This is a genomic window from Streptomyces sp. NPDC035033 (assembly GCF_040636735.1).
Classification (GTDB): Bacteria; Actinomycetota; Actinomycetes; order Streptomycetales; family Streptomycetaceae; genus Streptomyces.
On sequence record NZ_JBEZUZ010000049.1, the window covers coordinates 1 to 24,841 of the forward strand.

The 24,841-nt window shown below is 73.9% G+C and carries 20 protein-coding genes; 13 read left to right on the forward strand and 7 right to left on the reverse strand.

Going from position 1 to position 24,841, the window contains the following annotated elements:
- Positions 1-83: 83 nt before the first annotated feature.
- On the forward strand, positions 84-578 hold the full coding sequence (locus AB0E83_RS20465; RefSeq protein ID WP_362113570.1) for a type VII secretion protein EccB: 495 nt from the start codon (positions 84-86) through the stop codon (positions 576-578).
- Between the two features lie 135 nt (positions 579-713).
- Here the strand turns inward: AB0E83_RS20465 and AB0E83_RS20470 are convergent, their stop codons facing one another.
- On the reverse strand, positions 714-2,363 hold the full coding sequence (locus tag AB0E83_RS20470) for a nuclear transport factor 2 family protein (RefSeq protein WP_362113455.1): 1,650 nt from the start codon (positions 2,361-2,363) through the stop codon (positions 714-716).
- A gap of 763 nt (positions 2,364-3,126) precedes the next feature.
- Between AB0E83_RS20470 and AB0E83_RS20475 the strand changes: the two genes are divergently transcribed.
- A complete protein-coding gene (locus tag AB0E83_RS20475; RefSeq protein ID WP_362113458.1) occupies positions 3,127-5,871 on the forward strand; it encodes a LuxR family transcriptional regulator in 2,745 nt (914 codons plus the stop codon).
- Here AB0E83_RS20475 and AB0E83_RS20480 read toward each other — a convergent pair.
- Complete coding sequence (locus AB0E83_RS20480; protein WP_362113461.1) at positions 5,855-6,835, reverse strand: helix-turn-helix transcriptional regulator; 981 nt, start codon at positions 6,833-6,835, stop codon at positions 5,855-5,857. The two genes, AB0E83_RS20475 and AB0E83_RS20480, sit on opposite strands and share 17 nt — an antisense overlap.
- 190 nt (positions 6,836-7,025) lie before the next feature.
- The gene (locus AB0E83_RS20485) at positions 7,026-8,039 is read right to left on the reverse strand and encodes a helix-turn-helix domain-containing protein (protein ID WP_362113464.1); all 1,014 of its coding nucleotides are present in this window, start codon (positions 8,037-8,039) and stop codon (positions 7,026-7,028) included.
- Positions 8,040-8,375: 336 nt separating this feature from the next.
- Here AB0E83_RS20485 and AB0E83_RS20490 point away from each other — a divergent pair, with 336 nt between their 5' ends.
- The 11 genes from AB0E83_RS20490 (at position 8,376) to AB0E83_RS20540 (ending at position 20,681) form a co-directional block, all read left to right on the forward strand.
- A complete protein-coding gene (locus AB0E83_RS20490) occupies positions 8,376-9,347 on the forward strand; it encodes an alpha/beta hydrolase (protein WP_362113467.1) in 972 nt (323 codons plus the stop codon).
- 180 nt (positions 9,348-9,527) lie between these two features.
- Positions 9,528-10,496 carry an alpha/beta hydrolase gene (locus tag AB0E83_RS20495; protein ID WP_362113470.1) on the forward strand — a complete coding sequence of 323 codons (969 nt, stop codon included), beginning with the start codon at positions 9,528-9,530 and terminating at the stop codon, positions 10,494-10,496.
- A 125-nt stretch (positions 10,497-10,621) separates the two neighbouring features.
- Positions 10,622-11,329 carry a GPR1/FUN34/YaaH family transporter gene (locus AB0E83_RS20500; RefSeq protein WP_362113473.1) on the forward strand — a complete coding sequence of 236 codons (708 nt, stop codon included), beginning with the start codon at positions 10,622-10,624 and terminating at the stop codon, positions 11,327-11,329.
- A gap of 73 nt (positions 11,330-11,402) precedes the next feature.
- Positions 11,403-11,816: an SsgA family sporulation/cell division regulator gene (locus tag AB0E83_RS20505; protein ID WP_362113476.1), complete on the forward strand. Its 414-nt coding sequence runs from the start codon at positions 11,403-11,405 to the stop codon at positions 11,814-11,816.
- Between the two features lie 83 nt (positions 11,817-11,899).
- A complete protein-coding gene (locus AB0E83_RS20510) occupies positions 11,900-13,798 on the forward strand; it encodes an amidohydrolase (protein WP_362113479.1) in 1,899 nt (632 codons plus the stop codon).
- Positions 13,799-13,998: 200 nt separating this feature from the next.
- Positions 13,999-14,661, forward strand: a complete 663-nt coding sequence (locus AB0E83_RS20515; protein WP_362113482.1) for a hydrolase — start codon at positions 13,999-14,001, stop codon at positions 14,659-14,661.
- A 37-nt stretch (positions 14,662-14,698) separates the two neighbouring features.
- On the forward strand, positions 14,699-15,241 hold the full coding sequence (locus tag AB0E83_RS20520; protein ID WP_362113485.1) for a DoxX family protein: 543 nt from the start codon (positions 14,699-14,701) through the stop codon (positions 15,239-15,241).
- Entirely contained in the window at positions 15,238-15,813 is a 576-nt protein-coding gene (locus AB0E83_RS20525; protein ID WP_362113488.1) for a DNA starvation/stationary phase protection protein, read from the forward strand. Before AB0E83_RS20520 ends, AB0E83_RS20525 begins: the two co-directional genes overlap by 4 nt.
- Before the next feature lie 65 nt (positions 15,814-15,878).
- Complete coding sequence (locus tag AB0E83_RS20530; RefSeq protein WP_362113491.1) at positions 15,879-16,721, forward strand: alpha/beta hydrolase; 843 nt, start codon at positions 15,879-15,881, stop codon at positions 16,719-16,721.
- 28 nt (positions 16,722-16,749) lie between these two features.
- Entirely contained in the window at positions 16,750-17,631 is an 882-nt protein-coding gene (locus tag AB0E83_RS20535) for an alpha/beta hydrolase (RefSeq protein WP_362113494.1), read from the forward strand.
- 275 nt (positions 17,632-17,906) lie between these two features.
- Positions 17,907-20,681, forward strand: a complete 2,775-nt coding sequence (locus tag AB0E83_RS20540; RefSeq protein ID WP_362113497.1) for a LuxR family transcriptional regulator — start codon at positions 17,907-17,909, stop codon at positions 20,679-20,681.
- A gap of 44 nt (positions 20,682-20,725) precedes the next feature.
- Here the strand turns inward: AB0E83_RS20540 and AB0E83_RS20545 are convergent, their stop codons facing one another.
- From AB0E83_RS20545 to AB0E83_RS20560, 4 genes are all read right to left on the reverse strand, one after another.
- Positions 20,726-21,772, reverse strand: coding sequence for an AraC family transcriptional regulator (locus AB0E83_RS20545; RefSeq protein ID WP_362113500.1), 1,047 nt, complete (start codon positions 21,770-21,772; stop codon positions 20,726-20,728).
- Between the two features lie 63 nt (positions 21,773-21,835).
- The gene (locus AB0E83_RS20550) at positions 21,836-22,810 is read right to left on the reverse strand and encodes a helix-turn-helix domain-containing protein (protein ID WP_362113503.1); all 975 of its coding nucleotides are present in this window, start codon (positions 22,808-22,810) and stop codon (positions 21,836-21,838) included.
- Positions 22,811-23,031: 221 nt separating this feature from the next.
- Positions 23,032-24,105 carry a glycosyltransferase gene (locus AB0E83_RS20555; RefSeq protein ID WP_362113506.1) on the reverse strand — a complete coding sequence of 358 codons (1,074 nt, stop codon included), beginning with the start codon at positions 24,103-24,105 and terminating at the stop codon, positions 23,032-23,034.
- Complete coding sequence (locus AB0E83_RS20560) at positions 24,102-24,791, reverse strand: HAD-IA family hydrolase (RefSeq protein WP_362113509.1); 690 nt, start codon at positions 24,789-24,791, stop codon at positions 24,102-24,104. Before AB0E83_RS20560 ends, AB0E83_RS20555 begins: the two co-directional genes overlap by 4 nt.
- Positions 24,792-24,841: the final 50 nt, after the last annotated feature.

Sequence of the window (24,841 nt, forward strand, 5' to 3'; positions counted from 1 at the left end):
GGCGCCCGCCGCGCGCCCCGCCGCGCCCCCCGCCCGCCCCCCGCGGGCCCCCCCCCCCCCCGGCCACCGCGGCGGCGCTCGGGCTGCCCGAGGAGCCGCCGACGGTGATCGCGCTTCCGTCCGACGACAACGCCTGCGTCCGCGTGCGGCCGAGTGCCCGCACCGGCGCGCCGGTCACGGTCGACATCGTGCTGGTGCCCCGGGTGAGCAGGCCGGAGCGGGTCGCGGAGCCGCCGGCGGAGCACGTGAGCGGGGCGTGTCTGCCCACGGACCTCGTGGAGACCCTGCCGGGGCGCGGAGTGCTGGCCCAGGCGCTGAGCAGCGCGGGGACCCCGCTCGGTGACGCCCGCTACCTCGTCACCGACACGGGAGTCCGCTACGCGGTTCCGAGCGACGCGGCGCTGTCCTCGCTCGGCTACTCCACGGCCGACGTGCGCGGCGTTCCGGCCGCTCTGCTGCTCATGCTTCCGGCGGGCCCCGATCTCGACCCGGCCGCGGCCGCGAACGCCACGACGGATTCACCGGAGCCACCGGCGTGTTCGCTCGGCGCGCTCACCGCAGCGCGGCGAGCGGGGTGACGGGTTTCCGGGGCCGCCGCGCCGGGGGCGGCCACCGGCGCGGCGGGGCGACGGGAGGAGCCGGCGACGGCTTCCCCGTCCGTCCCGGGCCCGCGCGAGGACGCCGACGGAGTTCTCGCGCCTCCTGACCGGGGGTCAGGCGCCGTGGCCCGCCGCCGTTCGGGCGTCCTCGGGGACGTCCCAGCCGGTGCCGGGCGGACGGGCGGGGACCCCCGGCCACAGCACGGCGGACACCTCGGAGGCGTTCCACTCCGTCGTCGCCCGCAGGATCCTGCCGTCCGCGGCGAAGCGGAACTCCTCGACGCCGCGCGCGGTCGCTTCGGTTCCCCGGTAGGAGGTGGTGTCCATCGTCCACCGTGCCCGAGCCGTGCCGGGCCCGGTCACCTCGATGTCCTCGACGACGGGCAGCATCCTGGAGAAGAGGCGGAACTTCGTCTCCGCGAAGACCCGGAGGTGCGCGCGTCCGACGTACGGCTTGGTCCCGGCGAGGTCCACCATGCGTCCCCGTTCCGGGTGGAAGAGCTCCGCCCATCCCTCGCCGTCGCGGTCGGCCAGCCGGACGAAGTACTCGCCCACGGCGCGGACCATCACCGCGGAGGGGCACTCCTGGTCCGGCGGGACGTCGGACGTCCGCGGGCACCGGCCCGTGGCGAGGCCCGCGCGGCGCCGTTCGGCGAGCACCAGGGCGCCGCTCAACCTGGCGTACCGCAGGTCGGCGAACTTCGCGAAGTCGTGCAGGGCCCCGTCGAGTTCGGGCAGGACGGGCTGTGCCGCGCGCCGGGCCATGGCCTCCATGCCGTACCCCAGTGCTCCCGTGTTGTCGCTGCCCAGCACTCCGAGCGCCAGGAGGTAGTGCAGGAAGAGGAACTCCTGGCAGTTCTTGGCCAGTCGGCGCACCGATCTCAGGTAGGGCAGTTCGGCGGCGGCGCCGGACTCGCCGTGGGCGAGGACGTGCACGAGGGTCCGGCCGTCGCGCTCCACCGTCGTGAGCAGGACGTCGAAGGCGCCGCGCACCGCGGCGGGCAGGGTGCGGGCGGAGTGCGACTGGGCGCCGCTGCCGTCGCGCAGCATGACCCGGAGCGGGTGGTAGTCGGCCAGGTCCATGAGGTCCAGGAGCCGGCTCGCGCCCGTGGCCAGCCGGACGGCCCGCGCGCCCAGGGACAGCAGGCGGTCCGCCTCGCCCCATCTCCCGGCGGCCGCGGCCGCGGCTCCGGCCTCGATCCCCCGGTGGGCGACGTGCAACCAGCACTCGGTGATCTGGTGGGCGCCGCGGAAGAGATGGTCCTCCGGGCCCGCCGGACGGACTGTGCGCAGCTCGCGCAGGTGGGCCCTTTCGCCGAGGAGGGCGACGGGGGCCGTCGGGGGCGCTCCGGAGTTCCGGGCGGGGGGTACGCCGGTGCTCCGTGCGGTCAACAGCCGCACGGCGTCGGCGGCGGCGGGGTCCTCCTCGGGAGCGGGCAGCAGCTCCGTCATCTCCCGGCCGAGGCGCCGGCAGTCCGCCAGGAGCTCCTCGTGGCGATCGGCGCGTTCCCGGTGGTCGATGTACGGGCGGTCGTCCGCCGCGCAGTCCGACAGGAGGGCGGTGAGAAGGTCCAGCGCCACGACAGCGGCCGCCACGGAAGAACCGGCCGGCCAGGCCGGCGTGCTCCGCCAGGCGTCCTCCAGGGCCGACAGGCGTATGTACAGCGCGTAGGGGGTCGGTTCGGTCTCCGCCCGGGGGCGGGAGGGGCGTGCGGTGTCCGGGGCCGCGGCCCGCGGACGTACCTGCTCTGTTCGGACACTCATGTGCGCTCCCGACCGGGAATATCCGCCTGCCCCCGGCCCGGGAAGTGGCCGGCCCGGTTCGGCGGGGGAGGGAACCGGGCCGGCGCTCCGACGTTCGCACGCACCCCCGGCCCGCCCCGCGCCGCGTTCCCCACGCGCGCCCTTCGTGTCCGATGGCGCTGCACGATCGGGCACGCCCGCCGTCGACGGCGGCCGCGGTGGCGGCGCAGGACGTCCGAAAGGCCCGGCCTGCCGGTACCTCGGGGCAGTTCCCGGCGAAGAACGACGATTTCGAGCCATAGGGATCTCTGAATTCCGACACGATGGTCGCCCGCCCCCCACCCCGCCGGGGCTCGCCGTGCGCCCCGGCCGAAGTCGTCTCACGAGAGGTCCTCCGGTGATCCAGTCGCAGGGAACACGGCGGATCGCCGTCGTGGCCGACGAGTCCGGCCGGCCCCGCCGTACGGGCGGTGCGCTCCAGGGCCTTCCGCGACGCCGGGGGAGGCGACGCCGGGTGCGGCGGAGCGAGGACCGGGACCGGCCGGGTCCCGCGCCGCGATCGGCGGCGGCGTGCCCGCGGAGGGCGGGAGGGCGGGAGGGCCGGCTCCGGAGCCTCCGGGAGGCCGGGGTACCGGTGGCGGCCGTGCGCCCGGAACCGGCACGTCAGCGGCTACGGCTTCCCGGGCTGTGACATGAGCATGAGCGATATTCTCGTGGCGCCGACATGATCGGCACCGGCGGGGAACGAGGACGGGTTCACCGGCAGGCGGGCATAGGGGGCGACGTGCGGGTGTCTGAGGCGGAGGACCGTGAACTCCTCGGCCGTGAGAGGGAGAAGACCTTCCTGGACGGCATCCTGGAGGCGGCGCTCCACGACGGGAGAGGATCGGCGGTCCTCCTGCGGGGCCAGGCCGGCATCGGCAAATCGGCCCTGCTCGCCTGGGCGCGCGGCGCGGCCCGGCGGCGCGGCTTCGCCGTGCTGGAGGCCGTGAGCGCCGCGGCGGAGGCAGAGCTCGCCTTCGGCGGTTTCCACCAGGTCTTCTGGCCCCTGCTGAAGCGGTCCCGGACGCTCCCCGCACGGGACCGTGAGGTGCTGGAGTGCGCTCTGGGACTGCGGGAAGAGCCGCCGGCCGCCGCGGCCCCGCTGGGAGCCTCGGCGCTCGCGCTGCTCACCGAGGCCGCGCGCGACCGGCCCCTGCTGGTCGTGGTGGACGACGTGCAGTGGATGGACGACTCCAGCACCGCCGTGTTCGCCTTTCTGCACCGCCACGTCGCCGACCTGCCCGTGGTCCTCGTCGGCGCGGGCCGCGAGGACGGTTCGGCCACCGACCGCTGGCCCGGGGAGCCGGTACGGGTGGAAGCACTGGATCCGGCCCCCGCCGAAGAGCTGTTGCGCCGGCACCACCCGGGGCTGCCCGCGGCCGCGGCCACCCGGGTGCTGGCGGAGGCCGCGGGCAATCCGCTGGCGCTCCTGGAGCTGCCCGTCCTGCCGGACGACGAGCACGGCACCGGCCTTCCCGGTGTCCCCGGACGGATGCCGCTGACGCACCGTCTGGAGCAGCTCTTCGCCGAGCGGATCCGATCGTTGCCGGCGGACGCCGCTCACCTCCTGCTCCTGGCCGCTCTCGGTGGCCGGGTGAACGTACGGGACACGGACGCCTGGCCGGCTCCGACGGCGCCGGGGAGCCCCGCGGCGGTCGTCTCCGCCCTCGAGGCGAGCGGGCTGGCCCGCGTCGACAAGACGGGAACCCTGGCCTTCCGCCATCCCCTGGTGCGCAGCGCGGTGATCTCCCTGGCCTCGCCCGAGGACGAGCGGGCGGCCCACGGGTTCCTGGCCGGGCGGCTGGAGGCCGACGATCCCCGGCGCCTCCGCCACGAGACGCTGGCCGCGGTCCTGCCCGACGCGTCCCTCGCCGAGCGGCTGGAGGAGGCCGCGCGGCAGATCGCACGGCGCGGAGGCGACGCGGAGGGAGCGGTGCTGATGGACCGGGCGGCCGCCCTGAGCACCGACGCCGCGTCGCACACGGCGCGCCTGACCTGGGCCGCGGTCATGGCGGCACGGGGCGGGCGGCTCGCCCACACCGCGGAGCTGGTGGAGGAGCTCAAACGCCGACCGGTGCCGCCCGGCTTCGCCCCCCTCTTCGCGTACGCGGTGGTGTACGTCGACCAGAGCCACCGGATCGACTTCGAGTCGTCCTTCACCCTTCTGCCGCAGGCCCTGGACCTTCTCTCGCGGACCGGGGTGGAGCCCTTCGAGGGGCTCGCGGAGCAGATGTACTTCAAGCTGCTGCTCGCCGCCTGCTACACCGACGATCCCCGGGCCTGGCGCGCCCTGGAGAAGCACGCGGGCTCCGTCTCCCCGCTGGCCCGGCTGTGCCGGGCGGTCTGGTCCGATCCGGCCCGGACCGCGCACGGCGCGACGCGCGAACTCGCCGCGCTGAACCGCGGGATGAACGAGGAGCAGGAGGCGGGGGCCGCGTGGCTGCTGCTGTGGACCGCGTCGGCGGTCGACGCGGCCGACGAGACGCTGTGGCGCCGCTTCACCGGCCAGCACGCCTATGCCACGCAGGGCTCGGTCGCGAAGGCCCGGTTCTACCAGGACTACTTGCGGGGCCGGTGGGAGAGCGCGGCCGCGTGCCTGCGGGAGGCGAAGGCCGCGGACGACCGCGGCTACCACTGCAACGCCCTGCTGTTCCGTCACCACTACGCGCACTTCCTGGCCGGCCGGGGCGACGAGCAGGGGCTGCGGGAGGTCGAGTCGCTCATCGAGCCGACGGCTTCGGGAGCCCGGATGCGGTTCGTCACCGACCACCTCGTGCACCTGCGGGCTCTGGTCGCGCTCGCGCACGGCCGGTACGAGGAGGCGTACCTGCTCCTGGTCCGACTCATGTCCCCGGGCGTGCTGCCGCGCGGCCTGTCCTGGTTCCACCTGCCCTTCTTCGACCTCGTGGTGGCCGCCGTGCACACGGGCCGCCGGCGTGAGGCCACCGCGCACGTCGAGGCCGGACGGGCGGCGCGGATGGCCGACATCTCCGGGCACCACGCGTTCCTCCTGGCGGCCGCCGCCGCCGTCGCCGCGGCCGACGAGGACGCCGACGCCCGCTACCGGACCGCGTACGCCGTCGTGGGCGCGGAGACCTGGGTCTTCGGCATGGCCCGGTTGCGGCTGGCGCACGGCTCGTGGCTGCGCCGGCGCCGGCGCGCGGAGGCACGCGACGTGCTGCACCGGGCGCGCGACGCGTTCCGCCGGCTGGGCGCCGAGCCGTGGGCGGAGCGCTGCGAGGAGGAGTTGGCCGCCGCGGGGACCCCGATGACGGAGGCCGGCGGACGCGGGCTCCTGACGGGACAGGAACGGCGCATCGCGCAGCTCGCCGCGACGGGACTGACGAACAAGGAGATCGGCACCGCGCTGCAGGTGTCCCCCCGCACCGTCGCGGCGCACCTGTACAAGATCTTCCCCAAGTTGGGGATCTCCTCCCGGGCCGGCATCTCCCGGGCGCTGGCCGACGAGCTCACCGACCAGGACTGACGCCGGCCTCCGCGGGGCCCGCCCACCGGTGGTCACGCTGCGGGGGCAGGGTCCCCGCCATCAGCACGCCTCCGGGCGCACCGGTTCCCGCCGTGGCCTCCGTCGCGCCCTGCTCCGCCCGCTGGTCCCGCCACTCGCTCGGCGACATCCCGTACCGGGCGCGGAAGCACCTGCTGAAGTGGGCGGCGGTGGCGAACCCCCAGCGCTGGGCCACGGCCTGTACCTTCGCCGGGCTGCCGCCGCCGCGGCCCAGTTCCCGCCGGCACTCCTCCAGCCGGCGCTGCTGTATCCACCGGCCGATCGTGCCGTTCTCCCCCGCGAAGAGCTTGTGCAGCTGGCGCACGGACATGTGGTGGGCCTCCGCGATGGTGTCCGGGCGGAGGCGGGGGTCCGCGAGCCGGGAGTTGGCCCAGCGCCGGATCTCGCTCGTGGCGGGGCGGTCGCCGTCGGGGAGGCCGCTCCCGCCGGGACGGGCGCTCCGCCCGGCCTCCTCGGCCACCAGGCTGGTGACCAGGTCCGCCGCCTGGTTCCTGAGCCGTGCCGCCGTGCCTCCCCGCCACGCCTCGGTGCCCGACGGGCCTCCGGCCGTGGCCAGGGAGATCAGCAGGGGGAGCAGCAGCGAGGCGACGCCCGTGGTGGCGTCGTACGCCCGACCGGTCGTCCTCGCCAGGGCGTCGTCCGGGGAGGGCACCAGCCGGCGCGGCACGCGGAGCACCGCGAGTTCGCATCCGGCCGCCCCGCTCACCGCCACCGGCCCGGCCGAGTCGGCCAGGACCAGGCTTCCCACCGTCACGCGGCCTCCGGGTGCGAGGGGGAGGAGGAAGCCGCCCCGCAGGGGGGCGTAGACCAGGACCTCGCGCGTGTCCTGCCCGACGGCCGCCCGGGCCGGCAGGGTGCGCGCGTCGGTGAGCTCCGCTCCGGGGACGACCCCGATCCGGACGTACGGCGGCCGCTCGGGTTCCACGGCGTGGAGGACCGGACCGGTACGCGGGCGTGAGCCCGCTCCATGGGGTGGGGGCGCGGTGGACGGCACCGTGGGCTCCTTCGGGTGGGTGCGCGAACGGCCCGTGGCACGGTCCGTGCCCCCACTCTCGGCCTGCCGCGCTCCCCCTACGTAGGTCGGATGACTGACGGCGGCCGGCACCGGCGGTGCGTCAGTTCACGCCCGTGCGCCCTGCTCTCCCCGGCAGGTCCGGGCCGGGGAGGTCCTGCTCCGGGGGACGGGCGAGTTTCCACTGCCGCGGCGGCACGCCGAACACCCCTTTGAAGGCACGGCTGAAGTGGGCCGGGCTGTGGAAGCCCCAGCGGCGGGCGACCGTCGAGACCGTCGGGCTGGCACGCCCTCGGCGCGCCAGTTCCCTGGCGCACTCCTCGACCCGGCGCTGCAGGATGAGCCGCCCCACCGTCGTCCCCTCCCCTTCGAAGAGGCGATGGAGGTAGCGCACCGAGATGTAGTGGGCTTCGGCGACCCGTTCCGGCGTCAGGTCCTCGTCGCCCAGGTGCCGGTCGATGTAGTCGCGCACGCGCGGCACGAGCCGGGCGCGCGTGTTGCCCTGCGGCTCCTGGTCCCTCCCGAGCAGTTCGTCGGCGAGGAGGGCGACGAACTCGACGGCGGTTCCGGCGAGCAGGTCACCGGTGTCCGACGTCACCTGGTCCCCGAGGCGGAAGAGGCCTTCCAGGAACGGGACGAGCAGGGCGGCGACGCCGTTCCGCCCCGGCACGGCACGGCCGGTGAGGCGGAACAGGTGGTCCGCGGGGTCGCCCAGCGTCTGCCGGGGCAGGGAGACCAGCAGCATGCGGAAGGTCTCGCGCTGGTCCAGCGTGAAGGGCCGGCGCGGGTCGATGAGGACCAGCTCTCCCGGCTCCAGCGCGGTGCTCCGCCCGTCCTGGGTGAGGAGGGCCGTGCCCGCCTTCTGGAGGGCGACGGCGACCCGTTCGCCCGGGCCCCGGGCGATGTGCCGAAGGGTGCGGCTCATCTGCGCCGGCCCCGCCTCGACGAGCAGCAGGCTCAGGTAGCCGAAATGGGTGATCACCGGTGCCGGGACGTCGGCCGGAGAGGTGCGCATCACGAGTCGGACGGGAGCGATGAGGTCGTCGAAGGCGTCCTGCCACAGTCGCGGCGCCTCGTGTTCTCGTCCCGCCGTCATGTCCCGAAGAACGTGTCCCACGCATGCTCCTTGTTCTCGGACGCCGGCCGGCCGGCGAACTCTCCGCTCAGGGGGCGCCGACAGCCGTGTGCGTTCTCCTTCATGCTCGGCGGCGCGGGAAGGCCCCACATAGGTCATTTGACGTGCGGTCCCGGACACGGGCGGGGCATCCGGTGTCCGGCCGGACAAGAAGTGTGCACGGACAGGCAAGACCGTCCCGTGCGGATGGACGGCGGTGCCGGTACCGGTCCGTAGGCTTGGGGTCCGTTGCCCCGGCGGCCTCCGCGGTCAGGAGCGGACCGGGCCCGACGGATCCGTCTTCCATCTCGGGATCGCGCCCACGCGCGGGAGTGTGTCGTGGAACATGTCGCTGGACCGCCGCCGGTCCTCGAGCAATTGGCCCAGGCCTTCGTCGAGGCCCATGAATGTCCAGGTGTTCCGGGCAGAACGGAGCCCGCCCCCCGCGACGGGGAGCTCGCCGCGCTGCACGGCGAGGCGGACAGGGCGCCGGACGTCGAGGAGGAGTGGCTGGCGCTCCCCGGATGCGACGGGGACCGCATCCGCGTGCGGATCCTGCGGCCGGCCGACAGCGACGACCTCCTGCCGGTCGTGCTCTACCTGCACGGCCTGGGCTGGACCCACACGACCGCCACCACGCACCAACGACTGCTGGAGGACCTCGTCCTCGGTTCGGACGCGGCGGTCGTCGTACCCGAGTACGACCGCCCGCCGACCGCGCGCTATCCGGTGGCCGTCGAGCAGAGCTACACCGTGGCCCGCTGGATCGCGGAGAACGGTGCCGAGTGGCGTCTCGACGGCTGCCGCATCGCCGTGGTCGGCGTGTCGGCGGGCGCCAACCTCGCCGCGGCCCTGACGCTGGTCGCCAAGGAGCGCGGGGGCGTGGACTTCGTCCACCAGGTGCTGGTCTGCCCGGTCACGGACGCCGCCGGGCAGACGGCGTCCTACCGGCGCTTCGCCGAGGGGTACTTCCTCGGCAGCGCCGCCATGCGGAGCTTCTGGCAGAGTTACGTCCCCGACGCGGCGCGGCGCAGGGAGATCACCGCGTCGCCGCTGCTGGCTACCACGGACGACCTCCGCGGACTTCCGCCGGCTCTGGTCCTGACGGCGGAGGCCGATGTGGTCCGCGACGAGGGCGAGGCGTACGCGGCGAAGCTGAGGGCGGCGGGGGTCTCCGTCGTCTCCGTGCGCTACCACGGCACCATCCACGGGTTCATCCTGTTCGACATGCTCCGGGAGAGCGACGCCGGCCGGGCCGCGCGGATGCAGACGGTGGACATCCTCCACGTCGCCCTGCACCGGGGTTGGTGAGGAGCCGTACGGAGAAGGAGCCGTACGGGGACGCCGTGCCGTCCGGGCCCGTGTGCGCCCTGGGGCAAGGCCTGTGCACGTGGTGCCGCCCCCGGGCGCGTGAAGGGGACATAACGTCCCGGTGTGCCGCCTCGCGGCGGCGCGCCGAACGTACGTCGTCCTCACGAAACGGGATCAGTCATGCACGAGTTCCCTCCTGCCACCCCTGTCCTGGAGCCGGCCGCGGCGGCCTTCGCCAAGGCCACCGCCGAGCCGCCGTTCCTCTTCCAGCTCCCCGTGGCGGACGGCCGCAAGGCGGTCGACGAGGTCCAGGCCGGTCCGGTGGACAAGCCCGACGTCGACGAGGAGTGGATCACCGTCGACGTCCCCTCCGGCGGCTCCGTCAAGGCGCGCGTCGTGCGTCCCTCCGGCGCCCGGGGAGAACTGCCGGTCATCATCTACATCCACGGCGCGGGCTGGGTGTTCGGCAACGCCCACACCCACGACCGGCTGGTGCGGGAGCTGGCCGTCGGGGCCGGCGCCGCCGTCGTCTTCCCGGAGTACGACCTGTCGCCGGAGCACCGCTACCCGGTGGCCATCGAGCAGAACTGGGCCGTCGCCCGCTGGATCGTGACCGACGGAGCGGCCAAGGGCCTGGACGCCACCCGCATCGCGGTCGCCGGCGACTCGGTCGGCGGCAACATGAGCGCCGCCCTCACCCTGATGGCGAAGGAGCGGGGGGGCGTTCCCCTGCTCCAGCAGGTCCTCTTCTACCCCGTGACGGACGCGTCCTTCGACACCGCTTCCTACCACCAGTTCGCCGAGGGCTACTTCCTCCGCCGCGACGGCATGCAGTGGTTCTGGGACCAGTACACCACCGTCGAGGAACAGCGCGCCGAGATCACCGCCTCGCCGCTGCGCGCGAGCCAGGAACAGCTGACCGGGCTGCCGCCCGCCCTGGTCATCACCGCCGAGGCCGACGTCCTGCGCGACGAGGGCGAGGCGTACGCGAACAAGCTGCGCGCCGCCGGCGTGCCGGTGACCGCCGTGCGCTACCAGGGCATCATCCACGACTTCGTCATGCTCGACGCGCTGCGGGAGACCCACGCCGCCGAGTCCGCCATCGCGCTCGCCGTGGAGACGCTCCGGAGCGCCCTCGCCGAGGACTGAACCGGCACGGGCGGCGACGCCCGAGGACAGGCGCCCGCCCTCGCGGGCGCGCCGGGGTACGCGGGCCCGACGGGTGCGCGCGTACCCCGCTCTTCCCGTTCCCCCTCCGAGCAGGCAGGCAGCACATGGACACCCCTGACGGCCCGGCGCCCTTCTCCGGCGGCCGGCGCCACGAACCCGATCTGCGGAGCATGACCCGCATCAACCTCCGTCCGATCGCCTCCCCGATGCCCCTCGGCTTCTACGCCGTGGCCATCGCCTCGATCGTGGTCGGCTGTTTCCAGCTCGGCGTCTTCGAGGAGGACGCGCACAGGGCCGTGGCCTTCACCATCCTGCCCGCCTTCGTCCTCCAGCTCCTCGTGGGCGTACTGGCGTTCGGCGCCCGGGACGTTCTCGCGGCCACGCTGATGGCCTGCTTCTCGGGGACCTGGCTGGCCACCTCGCTCGTCCTGGCCTTCGACCCGCCGGGGGGCGCGGCGGTGCTGGGCGTGCTGAACCTCGCCTTCACCGTGTTCGCCGGCCTCATGGCGAGTGTGGCCAGGGCCAAGAGGGCCCTGTGGCTCGTGCTGTGCGTGGCCGTCCCCCGGTTCGCCGTGGCCGCCGCCTTCAACCTCTCCGGCGCCGCGTGGCTGGGCAGCCTCTCCGGCGCCCTCGGCCTGGTGCTGGCCCTCGCGGCGTTGTACGCGGCCTTCGCCCTGATGCTGGAGGACATGCGCGGCGAGCAGGTCCTGCCGATCGGCCGCAGCGGCCCCGCGCATCACGCCGTCGAGGGCGACCTCTCCGTCCAGCTGCGCAACCTCGAACGCGCGGCCGGTGTCCGCCGCACGCTCTGAGCCCCCGGTCGCCGTGCCGCCCGCACCGGTGGCGCCGGCGTCCCGTTCCAGGACCACGTCTCAAGGAGTGTCCGTGAAGCCCATCGAGCAACTCGTCACGGCGAAGGTGTCGTCGCCGGACCACGGCGCGGGCCGGTTGGTGGTGGGGATCCGCCACGATCCCGGCGACCCGCTGGCGGTGCGACTCGATTTCGCCCCCGTCGGTGGTCCGGACAAGGGCCGGGCGACGACCTGGGTCTTCGCCAGGAGCCTGCTGGAGGAGGGGATCGTCGCGGCCGTGGGCGACGGTGACGTCCGGGTCGGACCGGGCGGCGACGGCGAGACGGACATCGAACTGGAATCCATGTACGGCTACTGCGTCGTGCGGTTCCGCACCGACGCGCTGCGCTCCTTCCTCTCCCGCACCGAGGCCTGGTCCCCCCAGGTCTCCGCGCGGATCCGAACCGAGCTCGACCGGACGCTCGACGCCCTCCTCGGGCGCGCGTAGGAGGCGCCGCCCTCCTCCCGTGCCCCCCTTCGCGGAGCGCGTCCGCTCCCGCCCCGCCCCTCCCGAGAACGAGAGGTTCCGTCATGACGACGATGCCGGTCAGCGGTGTCACCCCCTTCCCCGACCTCGACGACGGCGACGCCGCGGACCTCGTCGTCCGCAACGCCAAGGTCCACACGGGCGATCCGGCGCGGCCGGTCGCGACGGCCCTCGCGGTACGCGACGGCAGGATCACCGCTCTCGGCGACGAGGCCGCAGTCGCCCGGCACGTGGGCGCGCGGACGCGTGTGGTCGACGCGCTGGGCCGCCGGATCGTGCCCGGCCTGAACGACTCGCACGTGCACGTGATCAGGGGCGGCCTCAACTACGTGCTCGAACTGCGATGGGACGGCGTGCCCTCGCTGCGGCAGGCACTGGCCATGCTGCGCGAGCAGGCCGGCCGCACCCCGAAGGGCCAGTGGATCCGGGTGGTCGGCGGCTGGACGGCCGAGCAGTTCGCCGAGCGGCGGATGCCGACCGTGGCGGAACTGAACGCCGCGGCTCCGGACACCCCCGTCTTCGTCCTGCACCTGTACCAGTCCGCCCTGATGAACCGTGCCGCGGTGCGCGCCGCAGGCTACACCCGCGACACTCCCGACCCCCGGGGCGGGCAGATCGTGCGGGGCCGGGACGGGGAACCGACAGGCGTCCTGCTCGCCGCGCCCGGCGCCCTGGTCCTCTACTCGACGCTGGCGGCGGCACCCACGCTGGGCGAGGAGGACAAGAAGACGTCCACCCGGCACTTCCTGCGGGAACTCAACCGGTTCGGCCTCACGTCCGCGGTCGACGCCGCCGGCGGCTTCCAGAACTTCCCGGACGACTACCGGACCGTGACCGAGCTGGCTCGGAACGGGGAGCTCACCCTGCGGATCGCCTACCACCTCTTCCCGCAGACCGCCGGACAGGAGCTGGACGACCTCAGGCGGTGGATCGAGACGGTGCGTCCGGACGAGGGCGACGAATGGCTCCGGCTGAACGGCGCCGGCGAGAACCTGACCTGGGCGGCGGCCGACTTCGAGAACTTCTCGGAGCCCAGGCCGGAGCTGGCCGCCGGTTACGAGGCGGAGTTCGAGAAGGCCGTCCGGCTGCTCATGGAGAACGGCTGGGGCTTCCGGCTGCACGCCACGTACGACGAGACCATCCGCCGGGACCTGGCGGTCTTCGAGAAGCTGGCGGCGGACGGCCTCTTCCCGTCGGGCAACCGGTGGCTCTTCGACCACGCGGAGACGGTGTCCGCGCCGAGTCTGGAGCGGATCGCGGCCCTGGGCGGCTCGGTCGGCGTGCAGAACCGCATGTCCTTCCAGGGCAAGGCCTTCGTCGACCGGTACGGCGCCGAGGCGGCCGAACGCACGCCACCGGTCACGGAGATGCTGGAGCGCGGCCTGCAGGTGGCGGCGGGCACGGACGCCACCCGGGTCTCGTCGTACAACCCGTGGGTGGCCCTGCACTGGCTGGTCACCGGGCGCACCGTGGGCGACGTGTGCCTGTATCCGCCGGACCGGCTGGTGTCGCGGGAGAAGGCCCTGGAGCTGTACACGCGGGGCGGCGCCCGGATGACCGGCGAGGGCGAGGTGAAGGGGCTGCTGAGGACCGGCTGTCTGGCGGACTTCGCGGTCCTCTCCCACGACTACTTCGCCGTGCACGAGGACGACATCCCGCACATCGAGTCGGTCCTGACCGTCGTCGGCGGCCGGCTGGTCTACGCGGCGGCGGAGTACGAGGGCCTGGACGAGGCGGCCCCGCCCATCAGTCCCTCCTGGAGCCCGGTGGCCCACTTCGGCGGCTACCAGGCGACCCTGCCGCCGGGGGTGACGGGGGCGCGGCAGGCCGACCGGCTCGCCGAGGCGGTGGCCGCCTCGGAGCAGCACCGGCAGTGGCGGGTCGCCCGTGGCTTCGCCCCCGAGAGCGCCCCGCGGGTCTTCGATCCCTGCTACGTCCTCTGAGCGGGCGAGGCCATGCAGTGTGGGAACAGTCCCGGCCACCCTGAGCAAAGTGCCCAAAGCCCCGACGCCCGTAGCGTCGGAGTGTGAAGGGGCCCGCCCGGACGGCGAGCCGACCACACGTCACGCCCTCCGGGCCGCTGCCCCTCTGCCACACCTTCCTCCTGCCTTCTCGGCTCTCCTCCCATGGAAAAGGATCTGTCATGAACGAGCTCGACTCGGTCCAGGCCGCCCCCAGCCCCGACCTGCTGACGCCCGACAACGCGATGATGCTCTTCGTGGACCACCAGCCGCAGATGTTCTTCGGCGCGGCCAGCTCGGACCGGGCCGGGGTCATCAACGCCACCGTCGGCCTCGCCAAGGCGGCCACCGTCTTCGACGTCCCGGTCGTGCTGTCCACCGTCGCCGCGGAGTCGTTCTCCGGCCCGCTGCTGCCGCAGCTGCGCGAGGTCTTCCCGAAGCACGAGATCGTGGACCGCACCACGATGAACGCCTGGGAGGACCCGGCCCTCGTCGAGGCGGTCAAGGCGACCGGCCGCACCAAGATCATCCTCTCCGGCCTGTGGACCGAGGTGTGCCTCGTCCTGCCGGCCCTGTCCGCCCTCAGCCAGGGGTACGAGGTGTACGTCGTCGCCGACGCCTCCGCCGGCGTCACGCCCGAGGCCCACGAGCACGCGATGCAGCGCATGACGGCGGCCGGCGCCGTGCCGGTCACCTGGCTCCAGGTGCTGCTGGAGCTCCAGCGCGACTGGGCCCGCGGCGAGACCTACCACCAGACCCTCGACGTGGTGAAGCAGCACGGCGGCGCCTACGGCATGGGCGTCGTCTACGCCCAGTCCATGATCGACCCGAACGCCGCCGGCTGATCACCCACCTGACGGACACGATCCCAGGAGCACGACGATGGACATCGGTCTGCTGGTCCTACGGCTTCTCGCCGGGCTTCTCGTCGCGGGGCACGGAGTGCAGAAGGTGAGCTTCCGGCTCGGCGGCAAGGGGCTGGCCGGCGGAGCGGCGGAGTTCCGGGGTGACGGCTTCCGCGGCGGGGTCCTGACGGCCCTCGCCGCGGGGGGCACCCAGATCGGCGCGGGACTGCTGCTCGCCGCCGGCGCGTTCGGCCCCCTGGCGGCGGCCGGTGTCATCGGCGTGATGACCGTGGCGCTGACCGTCAAACTGCCGCACGGACTGTGGGTGCAGAACGACGGCTACGAGTACCCCCTGGTCCTGATGGTCCTCCCCGCGGCCCTCACGCTCACCGGTCCGGGTCGCTGGTCCGTGGACGCGGTCCTGGGCCTGACGCCCTGGCCCGCCTGGTGGACCCCCGTCGCCGTGGCCGGCGGGGTGGGCAGCGGCCTGGTGGTCCGTACTCTCCTGCACCGCCCCGCGCCCACCGGCTCCGGCGCGGGGCCCCGCACTCGCCCCTCAGACATCCGGAGTGGAACATGACGGCTCCCCCGTCCCTCGACACCCCACCGCCGCACCAGAGCCGGAAGGGAGAGGAGGTGCAGGCGTTCGGCACCGTGAAGCACCTGGGCATCGGTCTCTCCCACGACGGCCGGATGTACGCCTGCCAGCGCCTCAACCTCCTGCTGGCCGACACCCAGATGCTGTACGCGCTGTACAAGAAGCACCACTGGCTCATGCGGGGGCCCACCTTCCACCAGCTGCACCTGCTGCTGGACCGGCACGCGGAGCAGCAGCTGGCGATCGTGGACCTCCTCGCCGAACGCGTCCAGAGCCTCGGCGGCGTCGCGGTGGGAGACCCCCGGCACGCCGCCGAGATGACACGCGTCCCGCGTCCGCCCGACGGCGTGGAGGAGGTGCCCGCCATGCTGTCCCGCCTCCTGGAAGCGCACGAGACGATCCTCGTCGACGCCCGCGACGCCGCGCGCCGGGTGGCGGAACTGGACGACGTCGGCAGCGAGGACCTCATCGTCTCCGAGGTCGTCCGGACCGGTGAGACCCACGTCTGGTTCCTCGGCGAGCACCTGGTCGACACCCCGCTCACCCGCGCCTGAGAGGCGCGTTCCGCCCCTGCCGAACCCCGTACAGAAAGCGCATGCACATGTCCAACGCACAGGCCGTGTCCCAGAGAGACGTCTCGCGGCGCACCGCGATCACCGCCGGCGCCGCCACGGTCGCGGCCCTCGGCCTCGGGACGGTCGCCGCGGGCCCCGCCGTCGCCGCCCAGGACCGCGCCGGCTCCGTGAAACCCAGGCCCACGATCGTCCTGGTCCACGGCGCCTTCGCCGACGCGTCCAGCTGGTCGCCCGTCATCAAGCGCCTGCAGGACCGCGGTTACCGGGTGGTCGCCCCGGCCAACCCGCTGCGCGGGCTGCACCACGACGCGGCCCAGATCACGGCCGTTCTGGAGAGCATCGAGGGGCCCGTGGTACTGGCCGGCCACTCCTACGGCGGAGCCGTGATCACCCAGGCGGCCGCGCACGCCCCCGGTGTCCAGGCCCTCGTCTACATCGCGGCGTTCATGCCGGACGCCGGCGAGGTGCTCGGAGAGCTGTCCTCCCGGTTCCCCGGCTCGCAGCTGTCCTCGGCGCTCACCCAGGTGCCCGCACCCGCGCCGGACGGCTCGCCCGGCCTCGACCTGTACATCAGGACCGACAGGTTCCACCAGGTCTTCGCCCAGGACGTGGAGCACGACGACGCGCGCACCCTGGCCGCCGTCCAGCGCCCGCTGAGCGCCACCGCCTTCGGCGACCAGGCGACCGCGGCGGCCTGGCGCACCCTGCCGTCCTGGACGCTGATCGCCACCCAGGACCGCGGCATCCCGCCGGAGCTCCAGCGCTTCCAGGCGCGGCGGGCGGGTTCGCACACGATCGAGGTCCCCAGCTCGCACCTGCCCCTCGTCAGCTTCCCCAACGCAGTGACCTCGCTGATCCGCTCGGCCGCCGGTGCCGTCCGGCGCTGATGGCGTCCCACTCCCGAAGGACGGTTCCGTGTCTCTCCCCTCCGACAACTCCTACGCCCGTGACCTGGCCCAGGTGGAACGCGCCAACGCCGACGGCCGCATCCCCGTCGTCTTCGTCCACGGCCTCTGGCTCCTGCCGACCAGCTGGGAGCGCTGGGCGAACGTGTTCGACGACGCCGGGTTCGTCCCGGTGATGCCGGGCTGGCCCGACGATCCCGAGACGGTCGAGGAAGCCAACGCCCACCCCGAGGTCTTCGCCGGCAAGAGCGTCGGCCAGGTCGCCGACCACTTCTGCGACCTCGTGGGGAAGCTCGACCGCACCCCGGTGGTGGTCGGGCACTCCTTCGGTGGCCTGATCACGCAGATCATCGCGGGGCGCGGGCTGTCCCGGGCCTCGGTCGCCATCGATCCCGCCCCGTTCCGGGGCGTGCTGCCCCTGCCGCTGTCCTCGCTGCGCGCGGCGAGCGCGGTCCTCGGCAACCCGGCCAACTACCACCGGGCCGTGCCCCTGACCTACGAGCAGTTCCGGTACTCGTTCGCCAACGCCGTCAGCGAGTCCGAGGCACGGGAGCTGTACGACACCTTCGCCGTCCCGGCTCCCGGCGAACCGCTGTTCCAGGCCGCGGTCGCGAACGTCAACCCGTGGACGGAGGTCAAGGTCGACACGCTCGCCGCCGACCGGGGTCCGCTCCTGATCATCTCGGGCGAGAAGGACCACACCGTGCCGTGGGCCATCTCCCACGCCTCGTACAAGAAGCAGGCGCGGAACAGGTCCGCGGTCACGGAGATCCTGGAGATCCCGGGCCGGGGCCACGCCCTCACCATCGACAGCGGATGGCGCGAGGTCGCCGACACCGCCCTCGCCTTCATCGGCCGTCACGTCGACCCGACGACGCGGGACGCGGCATGACCGCCTCCTGACTCCTGCTCCCGTACGAACGGCCGGTCCGGGCCCCTGTGCCCCGGACCGGCCGTTCGGCGTCTCCCCCCTCCGCCGTCGGCGCGTCCCGCCCGAAGGGCGGGCGGAGGAGGACGAAGGGGTACCTCCGTGTCCTGTGCCTGCAGAGCTTTGGCCTGTGCGTGCGCGACCGCCGATCCGGCTCCGTCCGCGTCCTAGCGTCGATCCGTGGTGGGGGCCCGTGCCCTCACCGCCGGACACGGTCACGGTTCTCGAGGAGCGACAAGATGACGTCCGACGGCACGGCGGGAGCACCACCCCGGCCCTGTACGTCGTTGGCGGGGCGGGAAGCGCCCTGGGCGACCCTGCGGAACGCCCTGCTCGCCGCTCCGGCCGGCGGGCGGGCCCTGTGGCTGCGCGGGGAGGCCGGCATCGGCAGGACTGCGCTGCTGGACCAGGCGGCCTCCTTCGCCGCGGAGCGGGGGATGCGCGTCCTGCGGGCCGCCGGGATCCCACCGGAGTCGGGCGTGGCCCTCGGCGTCCTGCGCCGACTGGTCCGGCCCTTGCTGGACCGGCACGACGTGCTGACCGCCTCGCAGCGCCTCTGCCTGGAACGTGCGCTGGACGCCGCGGTGGACACGCCGCCCACGGGTCTTGCCGTGGCCGCCGCGACCCTGGCGCTGCTGAGCGGAATCGCCGACGAACGGCCCGTGCTCCTGGCCGTCGACGACCTCCAGTGGGTCGACGCGCCCAGCGCGGGCGTTCTGGCCTTCGTCCAGCGCAGGCTCACCTCCACGCCCGTCGTCCTGGTCTGCGCCGTGCGCGCGGACGGCACGCCGGCCCCGGACAGCACCGGTGCCGAGGTCCTGAACCTCGCGCCGCTGACGTACGCCGAGTCGGCGGCGGTCCTGCGCCGTCGCCGCCCCGACCTCACGGCGAAGGCCCGGTCCCGCCTGATACGGGAAGCGGCCGGCAACCCCCTGGCCCTGGTGGGAGCGCCCGCCCGGCCGGAGCACCTCCGGCCCGCGGCGTACGCTCCGGATCCCGCCGTCCCGTCACCGGGCGGCCGGCCGGAGCACGACTTCGCCCGGCGGTTGGACGCCCTGCCTCCGGGGACCCGGTTCCTGCTCCTGCTCCACGCGCTCGCGGGACACGAGGAGCGCAGCGTCCGCCTGGCACTCGAGGCGGCCGGTGCCGCCGGAGTGCCGGCGTCGGAGAACACGCTGGTGACGGCCGAGAGGTCCGGTCTCGTCCGGCTGCACCACGCCAGGCTGACCTTCCTGCACCCTCTCGTCCGCACCTGCCTGATCCACACGGCCTCCGCCGCGGAGCTGCGTCGCGCCCACTCCGCCCTGGCCGCCGTACTGCCCCGTGACGACGAGCGGCGTGCCGCCCACCTGGCCGCGGCCGTCACGGGCACCGACGACACCGTGGCGGACCACCTCGAACGGGTGGCCCGCCACACGGTGCGGCGCGGTGGCCATCCCGAAGCCGCGACGCTCCTGGAGCGCGCCGCGCAGCTGAGCACCCGGGCGGGAACGCGCGGGGCCAGGCTCACGGCCGCCGCCAACGCCGCGGCCATCGGCGGTCAGCCGGCCGTCGCCGCCCGCCTGCTGGAGGACGCCGAGGCCGTCGGCGTACCCGGCGGGGCCCGTCCCCTGTGGGAACTGACCGATGCCTACGTGCGGTTCGAGAGCGACGGCGACCTCGGTCCGGCCGTCACCCGCCTCCCGGCGTTGCTCGCCGGTCTGCGCCACCGGTCGACGACGGCCGACGACACCCTGCGGGACACCCTCCGCTTCCTGCTCCACCTCACGGCGGCCTTCTCCGACGAGCCGGCGCTCCGGGACGCCCTGCGGACGGAACTGTCCCGTTCCGGGGCCGTCGCGCGGCTCTGCTTCGACCTCTGGAACGAGCCCGCTCGTCCGGGCCCCGGTGGAACCCGGCGCCTGCGGCGGCTGGTCGCGGCGCTGACGCCGGAGGAGGAGGTCAAGGAGGCCTGGCAGTTGCTGTGGATCGCGGCCGCCCTCGACAGCGTGGGCGAGCACGCCCAGCTCTGGCACCGCGTCGTCCAGCAGGCGCCCTACCTGACCCGGGCCCACGTGAACCTGGCCACGTGCGGGGACGATTACCTGCGGGGCCGGTGGGACCGCTGTCTGTCCGTCTCCCGCCAGGGCGCGCACACGGCCCGGGACCACGGGTGCGGGTTCCACGAACGGCTGTTCCGCCTCGCCGAGGCCGCGGTCCACTCCGCTCGCGGCCGGCGGACGGAGATGGAAGCGATCCTGGAGCGGATCGAGCCCTGGGCGAGGAAGCGCGGCCAGTCCTACGTCCTGCGCCGGGCCGTCGGCATACGCGCCGTCTGCGCGCTGGCCTCGGGAGAGGACGAGACCGCGTACGCGCTGACGGCTTCCCTCACCCCGCCGGGTACGTTTCCCGTGCAGGAGCCCCACTTCCAGCACGTGTTCCTCAACCTGGTCGAAGCGGCGGTGCGGACGGGGCGGCGCGCCGAGGCGATGCGCCACATCGCCGCCGCCCACGAGATCCGGATGGGGGACATCGCGCCCCATCACGGCTTCGTGCTGGCGGCCGCCGAGGCGATGGCCGCCGAGGGCGAGGACGTCCACACGCTCAGCGAGGCCGCCTACGCGATGCCGGGGGCGGACGCGTGGCCCTTCGAACTGGCACGCCTGCACCTGCGCCACGGCACGTGGCTGCGGCTCGCCCATCGCCCCGAGGAGTCCCGTTCCCACCTGCTGACCGCGCACGCGCATTTCACCGGGCTCAAGGCGGAACCCTGGGCGCGCAGGGCCGCGGCGGAGCTCCGGGCCAGCGGCACGGTCCTCACCCAGGCCGGGCCGACGGAGGCGGGGCAGCTGACTCCTCAGGAGCTGCGCATCGCACGGCTCGTGGCCGCGGGCCTGAGCAACGGGCAGATCGCCGAGCGCCTGAAGGTCTCGCCGCGCACGGTCGGCACCCATCTGTACAAGATCTTCCCGAAGGTCAACGTGGCCTCCCGGGCGGCCCTGGCGCACGCGGTGCGCGAGGCGTTCGACCAGTGAGCGGGGTGGGAGCGCCGGAATTCCGGGGCGCGGTGGGCCCGGAGTCAGCCGGTGGAGGGGGCGCCCGTCCCCTGCCTCCGCTGCCGCCTCCACTCGCGCGGGGACACCTCGTAGGCGGACCGGAACCTGCGGGTGAAGTGGCTCGGGCTGGAAAAGCCGCAGCGTGCCGCGACGGCTCCGATGGTGAGGCCCGCGTGATCGGGGGAGGCCAGCATCTTCCGGGCGGTGTCGAGCCGCTCGGAGATGATCCACTGTTCCAGACTCATGTCGGCGTCGCGCAGCACCTGGTAGAGGTGACGGACCGACACCCCGTGCGCGGCGGCGATGCTCTCCGCGGAGAGGCCGGGATCGGTGTGGTGCCGACGGACGTGTGCCATCACGCGGGTGAGCAGGGTCTCGTCCATCACCGACCGCACGACCGGCATGCTCGGGTCGTGCGCCGCGGATATCAGAAGGGCGCGGACCAGGTCGGTGGTGGCGCTCGCGAGGGCCATCGCGCCGGGGTCCTGGGCCAGCAGGCCCGGATCGCGCCACATGTCCCGCAGGTGGCGCAGGACGAGGCTGTGGAGCGGGCTCGCCCGCAGTTGCAGGGAGGCCCTCACCACGGTCTCCACGGGCAGACCGATCCGGTCGACGTCGAAGACCATGGCCTGGGAGCCGCCGTCGCCCGACCACCCGTAGACGCGGGGCGAGAGCTCGTGGAAGACGCAGACGTCCTCCGGTCCGAAGGTCATCTGCTGCCCGGCGACCTCCCCGCGCCCCGTTCCCCGGTGCTGGAGCGACACCGAGACGACCGGGTTGCTGCGCTGTCTTCGGATGTGCGCGGGGGTGCGATGGGCCTGGAAGCCGCTGTTGTACGTGGAGAACATCGGCAGGTCGCCCACGGTCCACAGCTCCATGCGGGCGTGGACGCCCTGGGGAGGCTCCTCGTGGACGATGTGGTTGGGCACCGACTCGTTCGTCATTCCGTGGCGGAAGGCCTCCAGCCGTTCGGCGGGCGGCAGGGTGACAGTGTCCAGCAGCAGCAACGTTCCTCCACTTGTGTTCCAGAGCTCCGGGGCGATTGTCTCCGCGCGCGTGGGAGCGCTCAAGGTTCCCGTGTGAAGACCCGGTCGACGCGGAGGGAAATCCCGGTTCGCCCCCGCGCACCGCGCTCAGTGGCCGGTGGACGGGTGGACGGGCTCCTGGTGGGCCGCCCGCCAGTCCGAAGGGGTGAGGCCGTAGGCCTCCTTGAACGCGCGGCTGAAGTGCGCCGCGCTGGCGAAGCCCCAGGTGCCCGCCACGTCGGCCACGCGCAGCCCCGGCTCGGCGACCAGCGTGCGACGGGCCTCGGCGAGGCGCCGGCTTCGGACCCACTCGCCGAAGGCGACGTCGTTGCGGCCGAGCACGTTGTAGAGCTGGCGACGGGAGATGTGGTGGGCGCGGGCCACCCGTTCGGGGGTCAGGTCGGGAGACGCGACGTGGCGTCGCATGTAGTCCATGAGGCGCAAGAAGAGCGCCCGCTCCAGGGGAGCCCTGGACGCGGCGTGCTGATGCACCGCCTCCGCCAGGGTCGCGCGCAGCATCTCCAGTCCCGCGGACTCCAGAGCGTGTCCCCCCGGCCGCTGCGCGAGGCCCGGGCTGTCCGCGAGCCGGGCGAAGAAGGCGGAGGCGAGCCCGGCGACGGTTCCGGTGCCGCCGAGAGGGCGCGCCAGCGTCTGCTCGACCAACCGGTAGGGCAGGGCGATCTCGGAGAGCGGGACACGCAGGAACCTCATGTCCACGCCCTGGTCGAAGACCAGGGTGTAGGGCTTGGTCGTGTCGTACACGCCCATCTGCCCCGGTCGCAGGACGGCGTACCTGCCGTCCTGCACCACCATGCTCTCGCCCGTCACCTGGAGGCTGACGAAGAGGTGGGGTTCCCAGTCGGCGCGGGCCAGTCGCGGCGTGCGGCGGACCGTGGCCGGATTCGCGACGACCCGGCTGAGCTGCAGGCACGCGAACTGGTGGATGGCGACGTGCGCGTGCACGTCCTCCGGAGCATCCGGCAGTTCGAGTTCCACCGGCACGAGTTGGTCGCGGACGGTTTGGCGCAAGGCATCCGCGCGGTCGCTCAGGTCGTAGCCGTCCGTACCCCATTCCGTGATCATCCTCGTCCTCCCGTCGGCGTCGAGCAGGAACGATAGCCACGTGGGACGACGGTCCGAGTCCCTCCGTACCGAGGTCTTCCTCGGCGTGCACCGTGGGACAAGAACCGTGCAGGCACAGGCCGACGGAGGGGCCGTGGTCCATCGGATTCTTGACGGAACCCGCGCGGGAAAGAGAATTCTCGGCCACCTCCGCGGGCCGACCGGGTCCTGTGCGGCGGAGGTCAGGCGCCTTCCTCGGCGCTCAGCGAGGCCGCGACGCCCAGCGAGGCCCGCTCTTCCGGGGTGCTGTGCTCGAGGAAGGTCCTCCCGTCCACCGCCCGGGCCTCGGCGAGCTGGCTCCGTCCCAGCTCCGGGCAGCCGTCCGCGGTGACGGTCCGCCCGATCCGGATGAGGTAGCGGCACAGCACCGAGCGCGCCTCCTCGGCGTCCGCGGCCCCGCGGGCGACGGCTTCCTGGAGCGCCGCCTCCAGGCCGGCCCTCTCGTTGACGCAGCGCAGCCGGTTGAACTCCCCCAGGTCTCCCGACTGTTCGCGGGACGCGCTGCCGCCGCGGCGGGGCACCCGGTAGGACGTGGTGGCGCCGTCGATCCGGTCGATCTTCGCCCCACTGCCCAGATAGCGGAACAGGGTGGCCACGTCCTCGCAGAACGGCGTCCGGGGGAACGGATGGGCCACGGCCAGGGCGGTGCGGAGGTTCATGGCCGAGGGGATGGCCAGGCAGTCGCGCTCCACGGCCTGGGCCTTCCAGTGCTCCCTGCCGCGCAGCGGGGGCAGGTTCTGCTGCCTGCTGATCCCCTGGAGGGTCGGCAGGAGTTCGTGCTCCTGCCATGCCTGCCCGTCCTCGTCGATGAACGCGATGTCGAGGTAGCCGAAGTCGAGCTCGGGATCGGCCTCGAAGGCCGCGCGAACCCGGGCCACCCGCTCGGGATGTGCGAGGTCGTCGGCGTCCAGGTAGGCGAGGAGGGGCACCCCGTCCGCGTGCGCGGCGGCGATGGCGAGGTTCCGGGCCTCACCGGCTCCTCGGTTGGCCGGGGCCCGCAGAACGGTGATCCGGCCGGGGGCGGTGGACGCCAGGTCGGCGAGCATCGCGGCGGTTCCGGGTGCGGGAGAGGCGTCGTCGGTGAGGTAGAGGTGCCAGCCGGGATCGGTCTGGGCCCGCAGGCTGTCGATCGTGTTCCGCAGTGCCGCGCGCCGGCGGGGGGAGCCGTCGTCGTAGTAGGGCATCACGAAGCCGACGGAGGCGGCGTGCGCCGGTTCGGGGCCGGACGCGGACGAGGATCCGGTGAGCGGGTTCACGAGACGGTCTCCTGGGGGACGGGCGTGGCCGTCGGGACGGCGTGCAGGGTGAGGGACAGGCCGGCACCGCCCGGCAGGACGAGGACGTCCACGGCGTCCAGGTCGGGGACGAGCGCGTCGGCGTCCGCGAGCTGTTCCGGCAGATGCGTGGTGGTGAGCCCGATCGCGGTCATGCCGGCGGCCTTGGCGGCCCGAAGCCCGGCGGGGGCGTCCTCGAAGACGACGCACCGCCGGGGGTCCACCTCCAGCAGCGCGGCCGCGCGCAGGTACGGGTCCGGGGCCGGCTTTCCGCGCCGGACGTCGTCGGCCGTCACCAGCACCGGGGCGGACGCGCCGACCCGGGCGAGCCGGGCGAGGGCGACACGGCGCGCGGCCGACGTCACCACGGCCCACCGGTGCCGGGGAAGGGCCCCGATGAGGCGCCGCGTTCCCGGAAGGAGCGTGCATGCCGGGTCGTCGGCCTCGATTTCGTCGTAGCGGCGGACGGCGGCCGGCAGCCGCTCGGACGGAAGCACCTCTGCGGCGATGCTGCCGGCGGTACGACCGAAGACGCGGTTCGTGTCGACGGTGCCCCGTCGTAGTCCTTGCTCGCGTTCCCACCGTTCCCAGCAACGCATGATCGCCGCCGTGGAATCGATGAGGGTGCCGTCGTTGTCGAACAGGACGGCCTGGACTTCGAGATGCACGGGGGATCCCTTCTCCGGGCGGCACGCTCCGCATGTGCCCGCATGCTCTC

Bases quoted from the DNA above. Each gene is read 5' to 3' on its own strand.
- AB0E83_RS20470 (WP_362113455.1), bottom strand. From the start codon at position 2,363: ATGAGTGTCCGAACAGAGCAGGTACGTCCGCGGGCCGCGGCCCCGGAC.
- AB0E83_RS20495 (WP_362113470.1), top strand. From the start codon at position 9,528: ATGCACGAGTTCCCTCCTGCCACCCCTGTCCTGGAGCCGGCCGCGGCG.
- AB0E83_RS20500 (WP_362113473.1), top strand. From the start codon at position 10,622: ATGGACACCCCTGACGGCCCGGCGCCCTTCTCCGGCGGCCGGCGCCAC.
- AB0E83_RS20510 (WP_362113479.1), top strand. From the start codon at position 11,900: ATGACGACGATGCCGGTCAGCGGTGTCACCCCCTTCCCCGACCTCGAC.
- AB0E83_RS20515 (WP_362113482.1), top strand. From the start codon at position 13,999: ATGAACGAGCTCGACTCGGTCCAGGCCGCCCCCAGCCCCGACCTGCTG.
- AB0E83_RS20520 (WP_362113485.1), top strand. From the start codon at position 14,699: ATGGACATCGGTCTGCTGGTCCTACGGCTTCTCGCCGGGCTTCTCGTC.
- AB0E83_RS20525 (WP_362113488.1), top strand. From the start codon at position 15,238: ATGACGGCTCCCCCGTCCCTCGACACCCCACCGCCGCACCAGAGCCGG.
- AB0E83_RS20540 (WP_362113497.1), top strand. From the start codon at position 17,907: ATGACGTCCGACGGCACGGCGGGAGCACCACCCCGGCCCTGTACGTCG.
- AB0E83_RS20550 (WP_362113503.1), bottom strand. From the start codon at position 22,810: ATGATCACGGAATGGGGTACGGACGGCTACGACCTGAGCGACCGCGCG.